The organism is Shewanella sp. Choline-02u-19, from assembly GCF_002836205.1.
In the GTDB taxonomy this organism is placed as follows: domain Bacteria; phylum Pseudomonadota; class Gammaproteobacteria; order Enterobacterales; family Shewanellaceae; genus Shewanella.
This window is the reverse complement of record NZ_PJBE01000013.1, coordinates 1,236,023-1,250,859: the sequence shown is the minus strand read 5'-3', so window position 1 is coordinate 1,250,859 and position 14,837 is coordinate 1,236,023. Positions and strand designations below refer to the sequence as shown.

Sequence of the window (14,837 nt, the reverse complement as noted above, 5' to 3'; positions counted from 1 at the left end):
TTTAGCAAAAACAGTGACAGCCGTAATGCGTCTGCTTGATTTGCTTTGTTATATTTTGTGAATACCACACATCAAGCAATAATTTTTTAAATAGGGATAATCTTTAGTACCTTTGAACCTATGTATTAATTGATTTTCTGGATTCCAGCGGACATTTATTAAAGCCATTGATTCTAAAAATGTTTTTTTCTCTTTATAGCGTTTAGAGATTACCCCATTCATATCTTTGTGGTTCTCTTTGGATGTCCACCAAAAAGGAATTGACTCTTTGTGAGAGCCTTCTAACCAAAGATCAGCTAAATAAACTATAAAATGCTTTTCTATTTCGAAGTTTGCTTTGCTAATAATATGCTTTCGATTGTCTTCGATAAGCAATCTATTAATATCACGATAAACCTCATTAACTTTCTTATTCGGCTTATCTATTCGTTTAGCTTCAATAAAAACGACTGATTTCTCGCTTGGAATAAAAACCACACCATCAATATGAGGGTATTTTATACCTACCTTTTTTAATGGGGGTTCAAGCCAAGCAAAAGCATCACCTTTAAGATACCCTAACGATTTAATAAAAAGGTGAACTTGATTTACTTCCATAAATCCTGTTGAGTCATGGGAGGGATAGTAATTATCAAAGATGAAATCATACTCTTTAATCAGGTGGCTAAAAGCGTCTTCCAATGTTTGTTTCATGCCGCACTCCGATAAAAATATAACATTTTAATATACGGCGTGCGCGTTTTGCCAAGCCATGTTGAGAAAGCGTGCACAGTAAAAAGTCTGAAAAAATCATTAATAACAGCTTATTAAACATTTACGCTTAAGATTGTATCCAATACACCTAGGGAGAAAAGTGAGTCGCACACTTTGCTTTCCGGTTATCTGAGCTTTTCATGAACGCACACTTACATCTTACTGAATTTACACCTCTTTTTCTTTTCACTCAATAGCAAACCGTGAACTGATTGCGCAAAATTTAGAGATTAACCGCACAAAACCGATACTACTGTATAAAAGTACAAGCATTGGTTAACTAAAAGGTTTTCACTAGACGGAACCCATACCTTTCCGACTGATGAGAAAAAGTATTACAAAGAGGTCAGTGCTGCATAGGACAAATTACTGGAGATAACACATAAAGGGGCATAACTGAGCCACCTCCTCCCTTTTAACCACTGCGCGGGCAATAAAAAGCCCATCCATTGATGGGCTAAATATCTAAAGAGCTGAAACGCTAATGCGAGTAAAGAGTATTAACTTGCAGCTTTGTCTTTACGCGCTTGATGCAATTTCTTATAGCTTTCAATCAATCTTAAGTGTGGCTCTATGCCTTCAAGCTTCATGCTGGTCTGCGTCAGGCCAAAGAACTTCACTTCACCGGTAACAGAACCGACTACGTTTTGCATGTTCTCTTTACCAAACATTCTATTGAAGTTACCAATAAAGTGTTCGAGCTCGAGTTCGTCGTCCATGGTGACTTCAAGGACTGCATTAACCGCTTGATAGAACAAACCACGCTCTACGGTATTGTCGTTGTACTGTAGGAATTCAGCGACAAGCTCCATCGCATTTTCTAACTCGCCCATTGCTAGATAGATAAGGATTTTAAGCTCGATGATAGTGAGCTGGCCCCAAACAGTGTTCTCGTCAAACACAATGCCAATTAATGTCGGAATATCCGTTTGGTTATCGAGTTGACTCTCTTCGAGTCGCTCAACTAAGCCTGCCAGTTGGTCATCATCTAGAGAATGAAGATTTAAGATATCTTCGCGATAATGCAGCGACTTATTGGTGTTGTCCCAAATCAAATCTTCGACGGGATAAACTTCTGAGTAATCCGGCACGAGTATACGGCACACTGACGCGCCTAACTGATCAAACTCAGCTATATAAGCTTCTTTGCCAATATCAGCTAATATGCCAAAGAGGCTCTGAGATTCTTCTTCATTGGTGCCTGAGAAATCCCACTCACAAAAATCATAGTCATGCTTGCTGCTGAAGAAGCGCCATGAAATAACACCGGTAGAATCGATAAAGTGCTCAACAAAGTTCTCAGGTTCAGTCACTGTCATGCTATCGAACGTAGGCTTAGGGACATCGTTTAAGCCCTCAAAGCTACGACCTTGTAGTAGCTCAGTCAAACTACGCTCAACGGCGACTTCAAAACTTGGGTGTGCACCAAAAGAGGCAAATACACCGCCCGTTCTTGGGTTCATCAAGGTGACACACATAACAGGGAATTGGCCACCCAGTGAGGCGTCTTTTACTACAACAGGGAATCCGCGTTCTTCTAAGCCTTGAATACCCGCTAAAATACTTGGGTACTTTTCAAGTACCGCCATAGGGACATCTGGCAGAACGATTTCTTGTTCAATGATTTGTCTTTTAACGGCGCGCTCAAATATTTCTGATAAGCATTGCACCTTCGCTTCAGCTAGGTTATTGCCCGCGCTCATGCCGTTACTTAAAAATAAGTTTTCAATTAGGTTAGACGGAAAGTAAACCGTTTCACCATCAGAGTGACGCACATAAGGGATAGAACAAATGCCACGTTCAGTCATACCTGAGTTAGTATCGATAAGATTAGAACCCGCCAGCTCTTCGTCTGGATTGTAAATGTCTAAACAATGCTGGTCCAAAATGCCTGCAGGTAGTGAGTCATCCTCTTCTAACGCAAACCATTTTTCATTCGGGTAATGAACAAACTCACTGTTGGCGATCTCTTCACCGAAGAATTGATCGTTATAAAAGAAATTACAGTTTAAGCGTTCAATAAACTCGCCCAGCGCTGAACAAAGTGCACTCTCTTTCGTTGCGCCCTTACCGTTGGTAAAACACATTGGAGATGCAGCATCACGGATGTGCAAAGACCAAACATTAGGCACAATATTACGCCATGACGATATTTCTATCTTCATCCCTAAATCAGCTAGCATGCTGGTCATATTGGTAATCGTTTGCTCAAGCGGCAAGTCTTTACCTAAGATGTAGGTGCTAGCATCGCCATCGGCTTGTCCCATCAACATCGCGTTAGCGTCTTCGTCGAGGTTTTCAACCGTTTCGATTTTAAACTCAGGCCCCGTCTGAACAACCTTTTTTACAGTACAGCGGTCGATTGAACGAAGAATCCCCGTTCTGTCTTTCTCTGAAATATCTGCTGGTAGCTCAACTTGGATTTGAAATATTTGGTTATAGCGATCTTCAGGGTCAACAATGTTGTTTTGCGACAGTCTGATGTTTTCCGTTGGAATATCTCTAGCCTTACAGTACACCTTGATAAAATAGGCGGCGCATAGCGCTGACGAAGCTAAGAAATAGTCAAAAGGGCTAGGGGCTGAACCGTCGCCTTTGTAACGAATAGGCTGATCTGCAGTGACGGTAAAGTCATCAAACTTTGCTTCAAGTCTGAGGTTGTCGAGAAAGTTAACTTTGATTTCCATTGAATAGTGTCCAGAGTCGCGCGTTGTCAATCGGCTAGCGTGCCTTAATGGTGAGAATTATCGGTGTTTTTGAGGCAATAGTCTTGGGTTAATTACGTAATTTGCTTAATTAGCCGAGTTTAGTGTGTGAACGGTGGCCACGGTGATCAATCTCCTTGCACCATAGATACTGCTCGCCTTATCATTCTGAGCTCAGAAACAAACATTTAGAAGTCACTTGAGTATAAAATGGTCGCTTGGTCAAAGAAGCAGCGTCCATCGATAGATCCCACTGAGTTAAAGAATTTCAGATGCGCTAGGCCTATCAATTGTCCTGCTATAAGGCCATACTGAAGCAGTTATTGATTGAATTGGCTTTTATACTAAAAGTCACTGATTACTTCAATCCTTAGGCTGGTTCAAACTGGCTTTGGGTGTATCACGTAAAAAGGTGGAAAGTATTATGAGTAAAGGACAAGACAGTAAAAAGGCAGTTAAAAAACAGCCGCTTTTAAATGCAAAAGAAAAGAAAGCCGCTAAGGCTGCTAAAAAAGCTGCACCAAAATCGTCAGCGATGTAAGCAGCATTATGGCCGTCGAGATTACACGATGGCCATTATTTTTAGAGCCGATATAACGCTATAACCGCTTTAATCAAACCGTCATTATCAACATATAAAGACCTAAAGCAGCTAGCTTACTGACAAATCAAACTAGATTTCTCAAGGTCATAAATATCGCTACAGCATCCCTTCTCTTTCTACGAGACATTCATAAGAAGCCATTTCGAATTCTCGACAAACCCAAGGGCGATTTTCATAAATAGAGCACATCAGTGTCTCCCGATCTAATGCTGCACACCACCCATCCTCTAAACGAAACATCGTTTCGCCGCCCCAATTATCAACAGCAATATACTCTTCAGGAACACCAGTATCAGTCAGAAGAAACACCTCTAAACGGCAGCAGCAAGCCTGACAGTTTGAACAGGTGACTTCCTTTTCTGGTATATTTTTAATATTAATGGTCATGCGCGTCATCAAATCGAATAATCTGCTATTTTACCTCAACTAGAGCAAATTAGAAATTAGCATGATTAGCACTTGATGTGTTAGCAGGCAGAGCAAACCTCCACCTTCAATGCCATTCCATTAGTATTTGGTTAGTGAGTAAACTTTAGTCCTTCTTAGTAGAAAGACTAATCGTTAGGACTAATGAAGCCTAAACCAAGCGATGAATCTTTTACACTGCTAACAAAACATCGGTGCGGATGATGTATTTAACACCTTTAGTGATCGCAACAGAGCTATGAATACAGTGCATAGGATGCATTCCGTGTGGAAAACACAATACTCCACCAGCGGGTGTTCTGACATCGACATTAACAACCTCATCGCCTGCTTTTGCGGGTTTAGTTGCATCGTTTGCGTTCACCAAAAAACGAGTTTCACCGCCTTCAAAGTCTTCGCTAAGGAGAATTAAGAAGGTCATTTGACTAAAACGATCTGGGTAGGCATTGGCAATTAACTGGTTATCTATAATTCGGCTGCCAGGCCAAGAACCATCGGAGTGCGGTTTAAAATAATCATCTTGGCTATAACGATAAAAACGAAAACGTGCATTAATACCTAATGCTTTATCGCCGTTAAAAATACCCTGTCTATCATCCATCAAATGAGCAATACGTTGCCAAATAGTGCCATCTGTTTTTGGGTCAACAATCCAGGTTAAGCTATCGTTATGGCGAACACTTCGGGGTAACGACACTGCTGCATCTGGTAAAAACTCAAGTTGCTCACTTATCTCAATTAATCTTTTGCATTCATCTTTAGACAGCACGTTTAACAACTGAAAAGCGCCGGGTACGTCGGCAAGTTCCCGGCGCTCTACTTGGCTAATATCAAAATCACTGCTTAGCTTGGCAGGATTGAGTGTGCTGTTGCCCCATGCTGGTAATGCTGGATGCTCAGCGCCCGGCTCAAACGCGGCAACAAAGAACGATTCTGGCTTATTTTCTTGTCTCATATTCGACTCAACTGTATTTAATTTTATGTGATGGTTACTGACGCTATTAACGACATAAGGTGCTGCACCGAGTGATTCTATTTACTGAGCACTCTTACTTGAGCAAATTGTCGGTGGCCAGCCGCCGTGCCATGAAAACCAAAGCCACTTTGCTTAGCACCGACCCAAGGCCCTGCTCCACCAGCACCTTGATTTACGCCCACCATGCCAGCCTCCATCTGCTCTGCAACATCTGCAGCGCCAACGCCGCCAAATACCGCTGCACCAAGTCCATAAGGGCTCGCATTTGCGCGTTCAATGGCTTCAGATATATGATTGAAACGACTGATGGCAACAATAGGGCCAAAGGTTTCATGCGTCTCTAACTGCATATCAGGGGTGATATTTGTAACAACCGTTGGCTGTACAAAAGGCGTTTCATAATGCGCTTGGCCTAAAAGGAATTTTGCACCTTTCTGCTCGGCATCTTTAAGCTGTGAGATAATGCCCTGATGCTGCTTATGATTAACAATCGGCCCTATATTAACGCCAGTTTGATCCCAAGCGCCCACTCGGTAGCGGCGAGCAAGCGCCACCACCTTTTGCTCAAACTCATCGGCAACTCGCGCATCGACATAGACCCGTTCAGTCGACGTACACATCTGTCCTGCATTCTCAAATGAACTTGCCACGGCATACTGCACCGCTTTATCGATATCAGCCGTTGCCATGACGATCATAGGATCGTTACCGCCAAGCTCCATCACGAGTCTTTTAAGAGACGATGCCGCCGACGCCATTATGTGTTTGCCCGCAGCAAGCGAACCGGTGAAAGCCACCATATTAATATCGGCATTGACTAACGCCTTACCTGTGTCAGCCCCACCGTGAGCGACTTGCAATACGCCGACCGGCAATACTTCGTTAAGTGTGTTAACGAACAAGTCGGCCACCAAGGGGGTTTCTTCTGATGGTTTTAATATCACGCTATTACCCGCCATGAGCGCTGGCAGTAGCAAGTTATTCGCCATCGCCAGCGGATAATTCCACGGTGAGATAACAGCGACCACGCCCAAAGGCTTATATTGCAGCTCAGCGCCATGCCCCAAAGATTCAGGCTGCAACGCTGCAACAATTTCTTGGCAAAAGTAATCAGCATTTTGCACTGTACCTGCCGCCTCATAACCTGCTCTGCGGTAATCCTTTCCCATCTCTTTGCTGATTAATAGCGCCAGCGACTCCTGCACTTTTGCAAGATTCTGATAAGCTTGAACCACTTTTTTCTGGCGTTCTATTAACGATAACTTAGCCCACGTTTTCTGTGCTTTTTTTGCTTGGCTAACCAAGTCTGGCATACGTTCAATCGTGGTAACGGGAACTTCGCCGAGTGGTTTTTGATCGATTGGATCGTAAGATATAAGCATTGTCATCTATTTGCTTCCTTAAAAAGGCATTCACTTATCGTGATGCAGAGCAATTTATCTTTGGTTCTTAGGGCATATTTTGCTAGAGTGGAGAATTAAAGCAACCAGTATACTTTTAGTAACCACTGTAAATTTGATTGCGACATGATAAATAAGACTTTAAATACAATGACTAAAGATGAAAAAATAAATATTCAAAACTGCGAGCAGCCTTGCCTTATCGAACGAGGAATGCGCATTTTAGGCGGCAAGTGGAAAGCGTCTATTTTGTGGCATTTAAAAGATGGGCCAGTGCGATTCAATGAGCTGTCACGCATGTTAGGAGGTGCCAGTAAGAAAATGGTTGATCAACGTCTTAAAGAGCTAGAGAGCCAAGGACTGGTTATCAGAGAGGTGATTTGTACTCGTCCTATTGCTGTCACTTATGAGATAACCGAGTTTGGTCGCACCGCGTTAGAGATATTAGAAAAGCTAAAAGACTGGACTGAAGAAAGTGATTTTTAGCATAACAAGCAGAACACGTACATTGGTGTTCTGCTTCTTATGTTTAGATTAACCAGCTAGGTTACCGTTATGTTTAAACAGTATCGCTTGGCACCCTCACCCAACCTTCCATCAGTATTCGAGCACTGCGGCTCATAACAGCTTTGTTCACCTTCCATTGACCATCAACTCGTTTTGCTTGAGCACCCACTTTTAAGGTGCCAGATGGATGGCCGAAGAGCACAGATTCACGTTCAACGTTACCGGCAGCAATACTTACCAGCGTGCCAGGAATTGCGGCTGCGGTGCCAATGGCTACTGCAGCAGTGCCCATCATTGCGTGATGTAACTTGCCCATAGATAAGGCGCGCACGTTAAGGTCGATATCGCCTTTAGCGATAGCCTTGCCACTTGAAGACGTGTAATCAATAGGCGCGGCGACGATGGCCACTTTTGGGGTATGTTGCCGACCAGCAGCTTCATCTATATGGCTAATAAGCCCCATTTGCACGGCGCCATAAGCGCGTATGGTTTCAAACATCGTTAACGCGTTAGCGTCACTGTTTATCGCCTCTTGCAATTCGGCACCGCTATAACCAAGATCTTGTGCGTTAACAAACACGGTAGGAATGCCTGCGTTAATCATGGTGGCTTTTAACACCCCAGCAGCGACAACGTCAGTCGGTACGATTAAGTCATCGATTAGATTGCCAGTGGGGAACATAGCTCCTTCGCCATCGGCGGGGTCCATAAACTCGACTTGCACTTCAGCGGCTGGGAATGTGACACCATCAAGTTCAAAGTTACCGGTTTCTTGCACTTCACCATTGGTGATAGGCACATGGGCAATAATGGTTTTACTGATGTTTTTTTGCCAAATTCTAACCACTGCAATCCCATTTTCAGGAATACGGCTGCTATCAACAAGTCCGCAGCTAATGGCAAACGAGCCAACCGCGGCAGATAAATTACCGCAGTTACCACTCCAATCGACAAAAGCCTTATCAATAGCGACTTGTCCGAAAAGGTAATCGACATCATGATCGGGCTGAGTACTGCTTGCCACAATCACCGTTTTACTGGTACTTGAGGTTGCCCCACCCATACCGTCGGTTTGCTTACCGTAAGGATCTGGGCTACCGATCACTCGAAGTAGCAGTGAATCACGGGCGGGACCTGCCACCTGCGCTGCTAGTGGCAGATCAGTTAAATTAAAAAATACACCTTTACTGGTGCCGCCACGCATATAGGTTGCTGGTACTTTAATCTGGGGTAAATGTACTGTGTTACGCGTCATAAGGATTACCGTTAGATTGCTAATATTGGGTACAACAGATCGCGGCGCCGCCACTAGAACCGTGAGTGAGCTTAGGTTCTTGTGCGCTGACATAACACCGCGAGAGCAAGTAAACCCTGCGCGGGCAGTCGATGCACTGAGTCAATGGCGTTATTGCCGCGAAGATGAGCTGCGGCGACGGGGATGTCGCTGCAGAGCCTACAAGCATTTGCTTGCGGGATCTCATCTGCGTTGCAAGATATAAAGTCTACGCGACTGAAGACTCTAGAAAGTCGTTGGCGAAGCGTTGTAAAATACCGCCAGCTTCATAGATAGACACCTCTTCGGCGGTATCCAAGCGGCACTTAACGGCTATTTCAACGCTCTCACCATTGCTGCGCGTCATAATCACGGTCAGTGCAGCGCCAGGCGTGCGATCACCCATCACATCATAGGTTTCTGTTCCATCGATTTGATGAGTATGACGGTTTTCATTATTAGTAAACTCAAGCGGCAATACCCCCATACCTACAAGGTTAGTGCGGTGAATACGCTCAAATCCTTCGGCGACAATCACTTCAACACCCGCAAGACGAACACCTTTTGCTGCCCAGTCACGGCTTGAACCTTGGCCATAGTCTGCACCCGCAATAATGATCAACGGCTGCTTACGCTCCATGTAGGTCTCAATCGCTTCCCACATACGCGATTCAGTGCCTTCTGGCTCGATACGTGCAAAAGAGCCCTGCTTCACTTCAACTTCGCCGGTTTTGCCAAGCTTAGTGACCATTTCATTAAATAACTTAGGGTTAGCAAAGGTGGCACGTTGCGCGGTTAAATGATCGCCGCGATGAGTTGCATACGAGTTAAAGTCAACTTCAGGTAGGCCCATTTTATCTAAATATGCCCCTGCTGCACTGTCGAGCATAATCGCATTCGAAGGTGACAAGTGGTCAGTGGTAATATTATCGCCAAGTACCGCTAATGGACGCATGCCTTTCATTGTGCGCTCACCGGCTAGTGCTCCGTCCCAGTAAGGAGGACGGCGAATATAAGTACTCTGTGGACGCCAATCGTACTGTGGATCGTTATCAGAGCCGTATTCAACTTTAATATCGAACATGGGTTCGTAGACTTTGCGGAACTGCTCGGGTTTAACACTTTGAGCAATGACCGCATCAATCTCTTCATCGGATGGCCACAGATCTTTTAGCATAATGGCATTACCATCCGCGTCGGTACCCAGCACATCTTTTTCGATATCAAAACGGATTGTTCCGGCAATCGCGTAAGCGACGACGAGTGGTGGTGATGCTAAAAACGCTTGTTTGGCGTATGGATGAATTCGGCCATCGAAGTTACGGTTACCAGACAGTACCGCAGTGGTGTACAAATCGCGTTCAATTACTTCTTGTTGAATCACTGGGTCCAGTGCGCCGCTCATGCCGTTACACGTTGTGCAGGCAAAACCGACAATACCAAAGCCTAATGCTTCAAGTTCTGTTAGCAGATTGGCATCTTCAAGATAAAGCTGTACCGCTTTTGAACCTGGAGCGAGTGAGGTTTTTACCCATGGTTTACGGGTTAACCCTTTAGCATTCGCGTTGCGAGCAATAAGTCCTGCGGCAATCACGTTGCGGGGGTTTGATGTGTTAGTACAGCTGGTGATCGCCGCAATAATGCAGGCGCCATCAGGCATTAAGCCCTCTTCATTTTCAACTACGCCACTAATGCCTTTTTCGGCAAGATCCTTGGTTGATACTCGGCGATGAGGGTTGGATGGTCCGGCAATGTTACGCCCGACACTGGACAGGTCAAAACGCAGTACCCGCTCATACTCAACCTCAGTTAACGTATCAGCCCATAGGCCTGCACGTTTTGCATAGGTTTCAACGAGCTTAACTTGCTTGTCGTCACGGCCTGTCAGTTTAAGGTAATCGATGGTCTTATCATCGATATAAAACATCGCCGCTGTTGCACCAAACTCTGGCGTCATGTTTGAGATGGTTGCTCGGTCGCCCAACGTTAGGTTTGCAGCGCCTTCACCATAAAACTCAAGGTAAGTAGAAACGACTTTTTCATTGCGTAAAAATTCAGTAATAGCGAGCACAATATCAGTTGCAGTAATGCCATCTTGGCGCTTACCCACCAGCTCAACACCCACAATATCTGGCAGACGCATATAAGATGGTCGGCCAAGCATGACACTTTCAGCTTCAAGACCGCCAACACCAATGGCAATAACACCCAATGCATCAACATGAGGTGTATGGCTGTCGGTACCCACTAAGGTGTCCGGAAACGCCACACCTTCTCGAGCCTGCACCACGGGAGACATCTTCTCTAAGTTGATTTGATGCATGATGCCGTTACCTGGCTGGATCACATCAATGTTCTTAAAGGCCGTTTTGGTCCAGTTAATAAAATGAAAGCGATCTTCATTACGTCGATCTTCAATAGCGCGGTTTTTCTCAAACGCGTCTTTCTCAAAACCGGCGTGCTCTACAGCCAACGAATGGTCGACTATCAGCTGTGTTGGTACCACTGGATTTACTTTTGAAGGATCCCCGCCCCTATCTGCAATAGCATCACGCAGACCTGCTAAATCAACCAAGGCAGTTTGGCCTAGAATATCGTGACACACTACTCGAGCAGGATACCAAGGGAAGTCTAAATCACTTTTGCGCTCAATGATCTGCTTTAAACAGTCAGTTAGCGTTTCTGGGTTGCAGCGACGCACTAAGTTCTCGGCATAAACACGAGAACAATATGGCAGCTTACGATAAGCATCTGGGCTAATCGCATTAACTGCAGCCTCGGTATCAAAAAAATCTAATTCAGTACCAGGTAACGGTTTACGGTAGGTTGTATTCATAAGGCGTTCCACTTAAAAAGCATGACATCACGTTGGGTGGGGTCTTATTCATTTACGGTCACTTCTTTTACGAAGTGGGCCCGCTTTGCATTGAAATTATTAGATAGAATAAAACCGATTAAAATCAATAGTTTTTTAAGTAGTGACAATAAAATAAATTGCCACTACTAATTTCTATTGATTATCTTTCACTTATCGGAGAAACCTTACGCGGATCGCTACCGGTGTAATCTGCACTTGGACGAATAATGCGATTATTAGTACGCTGTTCCATAACGTGTGCCGCCCAGCCCGTAAGACGTGAACAGACAAATATAGGGGTAAACAACTTAGTTGGAATGCCCATAAAGTGATAAGCCGACGCATGGAAAAAGTCAGCGTTACAAAATAGTTTCTTGCTGTCCCACATAAACTCTTCACATGCGACAGAGATATCATAAAGTGAAGTATCACCAGACTCGTGAGCCAGCTTCTCAGACCAAGATTTGATAATCACATTACGTGGATCAGAGGTACTGTAGATGGCATGTCCAAAGCCCATTATCTTCTCTTTACGTGCAAGCATGCCCGCCATTTGCTCTTTAGCATCGGCTGGTGAGCTGAACTTTTGGATCATTTCCATTGCCGCTTCGTTTGCGCCACCATGCAGTGGACCACGTAACGTACCGATAGCACCCGTAATGCACGAGTACATATCTGATAGCGTTGATGCACAAACACGGGCGGTAAAGGTCGATGCGTTAAACTCATGCTCTGCATAAAGAATCAGTGATACATCCATAACACGGCGATGCTGCTCTGATGGCGCTTTGCCATTAAGCAGGTGTAAGAAATGACCGCCTATAGACGCTTCATCGGTAACACAATCTATCTCTACACCGTCGTGAGAGAATTTGTACCAGTAACACATGATGGCCGGAAACGCGGCTAATAAACGGTTTGCCGAGGTATTTTGCTCGCTAAAGTCATTCTCTGGTTCTAAGTTACCTAAGAAAGAACAACCGGTCCGCATTACATCCATTGGATGAGCATCAGCTGGAATGCGTTGCAGCACCTCTTTTAATGCTTGTGGCAGATCTCGCTGTGCAAAAAGCGCTGTTTTGTAGTGATCCAGCTGAGTTTGGTTTGGCAGTTCGCCATTAAAAAGCAAGTAAGCGACCTCTTCAAATGTCGCGTTATCTGCCAAGTCAGATATATCATAACCACAATAGGTTAGACCTGAACCTGATTTACCCACGGTACAAAGCGTTGTCTCACCTGCACTTTGACCACGTAGTCCTGCACCCGCTAACTTCTTATCTACCTTTTTAGTATCAGCCATTTCTATCTTCCTTCTATTTTTTGTTACCCGTCAAATGACGACTGCGGGTATTTATATTTTTATTCTAAAACGCAATTTCATCGCGCTTTAGATTTGTTTTGTAAGGTACTGCTGTCGAGCGTGTTGCTGCTTGCTTAAAGGTTTTTACCTTCAGCAAATAAACTATCTAGCTTTTGCTCATAGTCGTGATAACCAAGGTAGTCGTAAAGATCCATACGCGTTTGCATAGAATCAACCACCGCCTTTTGGTCGCCGTGGTCTAGAATCGAGGTATAAACCATTTCCGCTGCTTTGTTCATTGCTCTAAACGCACTTAATGGATAAAGCACCATAGACGCGCCCCACTCACCTAACTGCTCTTTGTTCCACAGCTCAGTTTGGCCAAATTCAGTGATATTGGCAAGAATAGGCACATCCAGCGCGTCAGCAAAGGCGCGGTAATGTTCTTCGGTTTTAACCGCTTCCGCGAAAATACCATCGGCGCCAGCAGCAACATAAGCTTTAGCACGTGCAATGGCCGCTTCAAGTCCTTCTTGTCCGAATGAATCTGTACGGGCCATAATGAAGAAATCTGGATCGGTACGAGCATCGACAGCCGCTTTAATACGGTCGACCATCTCTTCTGTTGACACAATCTCTTTATTTGGACGATGACCACAGCGTTTTTGCGCAACTTGATCTTCCATATGCACAGCAGCTGCACCGGCTTTTTCCATATCGCGAACCGTTTTGGCGATATTGAACGCGCCGCCCCAGCCAGTATCGATATCAACTAACAACGGCAGATCACATGCAGAAGTAATACGCTGCACATCAACAATCACATCGTTTAGGGATGTCATGCCCAAATCAGGTAAGCCGTACGATGCGTTTGCAACGCCGCCACCAGATAAGTAAATAGCTTGGTGACCAATTTTTTTCGCCATCATTGCTGAATAAGCATTAATGGTACCGACAATTTGTAGCGGACTATTGGCAACTAGTGCCTCGCGAAACTTCTTACCTGCGCTCATGTGCTGTTCCTTTCTTTGTTGCTCACACAGCTTGTTTAAACGACTTGTATAAATAGCTTATACAAGCTGGGCCCTGTGAAGATGATAATGATGACTTAACGGTCTATTGATTACGTTTTTATGATCTAACGGTTTCACTATTCGTTGAGCTATTTAGCTCAAAAGCTTGCTCTCAATACTCGATTTTGAATACAAGATATGACGGCGCATTAGCATTTCAGCGAGCTCCGCATCTCGGTTACAAATCGCTTGTACTATGTGTTTATGTTCATCAAAAGCTGTGGTCACACGCGGTCCACTCATTCCCAACTGAACGCGATACATGCGTACAAGATGATAAATACCATCCGTCAGCATCGAAATAAGGTGTTTGTTTTTGCTACCAACAATAATGCGATAATGGAAATCGACATCACCCGCTTCTTGATAATAAGACTGGCCCGATTGCACTTTTTCAAAATGAGAATTGAGCAGCGATTGCAGATCGGTGATTTCGCCATCTGTCATATTTTGTGCCGCTAAGCGTGCCGCCATGCCTTCGAGTGACTCACGGACCTGATAAAGCTCAATCAAACCTTCAGGTGTTAATGTCACCACTCTTGCACCAACGTTGGCTTTGCGCTCAACTAAATGGCTTGCCTCTAAACGGTTAATCGCTTCACGGATCACCGCTCGACTAACGGCATACTTTGTCGACAACTCGGTTTCACTTAACTTAGAACCCGCCAATATAGCCCCTTCTACGATATCTTTACGTAGCTGAAAAAAGGTCTTATCTGCTGACGTTACTGGCTGTTCGGTGAAAAATGTCATAAACCATCGTTGAGTTCTGCTAAAAGGATTGTCGACAATTTAGCGTCATTATGTGACCTAGTCAACACTTTAGCCCTAAATTGTCGACAAAGTAGAGTAAAGCATAATGGACAACTTTTGTTCACCCACATAAATATGGCAAATTTAACTGACAGTAAGAATCTCTAATTTTTAGCACTCAATAGCAGCATAACAAGGAGCGAACTTTAA

11 protein-coding genes are annotated in these 14,837 nt (G+C 44.4%); 1 reads left to right on the top strand and 10 read right to left on the bottom strand.

Going from position 1 to position 14,837, the window contains the following annotated elements; all coding sequences use genetic code 11:
- Positions 1-48 precede the first annotated feature (48 nt).
- The 5 genes from CXF83_RS12165 to CXF83_RS12145 all read right to left on the bottom strand — a co-directional run bounded on the left by CXF83_RS12165 (position 49) and on the right by CXF83_RS12145 (position 6,852).
- Complete coding sequence (locus CXF83_RS12165) at positions 49-693, bottom strand: hypothetical protein (protein ID WP_101092094.1); 645 nt, start codon at positions 691-693, stop codon at positions 49-51.
- Between the two features lie 560 nt (positions 694-1,253).
- Positions 1,254-3,440 carry an OsmC domain/YcaO domain-containing protein gene (locus CXF83_RS12160; protein WP_101092093.1) on the bottom strand — a complete coding sequence of 729 codons (2,187 nt, stop codon included), beginning with the start codon at positions 3,438-3,440 and terminating at the stop codon, positions 1,254-1,256.
- Between the two features lie 718 nt (positions 3,441-4,158).
- The gene (locus tag CXF83_RS12155; protein ID WP_101092092.1) at positions 4,159-4,449 is read right to left on the bottom strand and encodes a YkgJ family cysteine cluster protein; all 291 of its coding nucleotides are present in this window, start codon (positions 4,447-4,449) and stop codon (positions 4,159-4,161) included.
- A 211-nt stretch (positions 4,450-4,660) separates the two neighbouring features.
- Positions 4,661-5,443, bottom strand: coding sequence for an oxidoreductase (locus CXF83_RS12150; RefSeq protein WP_101092091.1), 783 nt, complete (start codon positions 5,441-5,443; stop codon positions 4,661-4,663).
- Between the two features lie 77 nt (positions 5,444-5,520).
- Positions 5,521-6,852: an aldehyde dehydrogenase family protein gene (locus tag CXF83_RS12145; protein ID WP_101092090.1), complete on the bottom strand. Its 1,332-nt coding sequence runs from the start codon at positions 6,850-6,852 to the stop codon at positions 5,521-5,523.
- A gap of 162 nt (positions 6,853-7,014) precedes the next feature.
- Here CXF83_RS12145 and CXF83_RS12140 point away from each other — a divergent pair, with 162 nt between their 5' ends.
- The gene (locus CXF83_RS12140; RefSeq protein WP_180961067.1) at positions 7,015-7,350 is read left to right on the top strand and encodes a winged helix-turn-helix transcriptional regulator; all 336 of its coding nucleotides are present in this window, start codon (positions 7,015-7,017) and stop codon (positions 7,348-7,350) included.
- A 73-nt stretch (positions 7,351-7,423) separates the two neighbouring features.
- On the opposite strand, the gene prpF is transcribed toward CXF83_RS12140, so the two are convergent.
- The 5 genes from prpF to CXF83_RS12115 form a co-directional block, all read right to left on the bottom strand.
- Positions 7,424-8,626, bottom strand: a complete 1,203-nt coding sequence (prpF, locus tag CXF83_RS12135) for a 2-methylaconitate cis-trans isomerase PrpF (RefSeq protein WP_101092088.1) — start codon at positions 8,624-8,626, stop codon at positions 7,424-7,426.
- Positions 8,627-8,873: 247 nt separating this feature from the next.
- Complete coding sequence (gene acnD, locus CXF83_RS12130; RefSeq protein WP_101092087.1) at positions 8,874-11,480, bottom strand: Fe/S-dependent 2-methylisocitrate dehydratase AcnD; 2,607 nt, start codon at positions 11,478-11,480, stop codon at positions 8,874-8,876.
- Positions 11,481-11,661: 181 nt separating this feature from the next.
- Positions 11,662-12,801 carry a bifunctional 2-methylcitrate synthase/citrate synthase gene (gene prpC, locus CXF83_RS12125; RefSeq protein ID WP_101092086.1) on the bottom strand — a complete coding sequence of 380 codons (1,140 nt, stop codon included), beginning with the start codon at positions 12,799-12,801 and terminating at the stop codon, positions 11,662-11,664.
- A gap of 134 nt (positions 12,802-12,935) precedes the next feature.
- Positions 12,936-13,814, bottom strand: coding sequence for a methylisocitrate lyase (gene prpB / locus CXF83_RS12120; protein ID WP_101092085.1), 879 nt, complete (start codon positions 13,812-13,814; stop codon positions 12,936-12,938).
- Between the two features lie 153 nt (positions 13,815-13,967).
- Positions 13,968-14,627, bottom strand: a complete 660-nt coding sequence (locus CXF83_RS12115) for a GntR family transcriptional regulator (protein ID WP_101092084.1) — start codon at positions 14,625-14,627, stop codon at positions 13,968-13,970.
- Positions 14,628-14,837: the final 210 nt, after the last annotated feature.

What these genes read in the sequence shown, in the direction of transcription:
- CXF83_RS12165 (WP_101092094.1), bottom strand. Translation starts at nt 693, where the DNA reads ATGAAACAAACATTGGAAGACGCTTTTAGCCACCTGATTAAAGAGTAT.
- CXF83_RS12160 (WP_101092093.1), bottom strand. Translation starts at nt 3,440, where the DNA reads ATGGAAATCAAAGTTAACTTTCTCGACAACCTCAGACTTGAAGCAAAG.
- CXF83_RS12155 (WP_101092092.1), bottom strand. Translation starts at nt 4,449, where the DNA reads ATGACCATTAATATTAAAAATATACCAGAAAAGGAAGTCACCTGTTCA.
- CXF83_RS12150 (WP_101092091.1), bottom strand. Translation starts at nt 5,443, where the DNA reads ATGAGACAAGAAAATAAGCCAGAATCGTTCTTTGTTGCCGCGTTTGAG.
- CXF83_RS12145 (WP_101092090.1), bottom strand. Translation starts at nt 6,852, where the DNA reads ATGACAATGCTTATATCTTACGATCCAATCGATCAAAAACCACTCGGC.
- CXF83_RS12140 (WP_180961067.1), top strand. Translation starts at nt 7,015, where the DNA reads ATGACTAAAGATGAAAAAATAAATATTCAAAACTGCGAGCAGCCTTGC.
- prpF (WP_101092088.1), bottom strand. Translation starts at nt 8,626, where the DNA reads ATGACGCGTAACACAGTACATTTACCCCAGATTAAAGTACCAGCAACC.
- acnD (WP_101092087.1), bottom strand. Translation starts at nt 11,480, where the DNA reads ATGAATACAACCTACCGTAAACCGTTACCTGGTACTGAATTAGATTTT.
- prpC (WP_101092086.1), bottom strand. Translation starts at nt 12,801, where the DNA reads ATGGCTGATACTAAAAAGGTAGATAAGAAGTTAGCGGGTGCAGGACTA.
- prpB (WP_101092085.1), bottom strand. Translation starts at nt 13,814, where the DNA reads ATGAGCGCAGGTAAGAAGTTTCGCGAGGCACTAGTTGCCAATAGTCCG.
- CXF83_RS12115 (WP_101092084.1), bottom strand. Translation starts at nt 14,627, where the DNA reads ATGACATTTTTCACCGAACAGCCAGTAACGTCAGCAGATAAGACCTTT.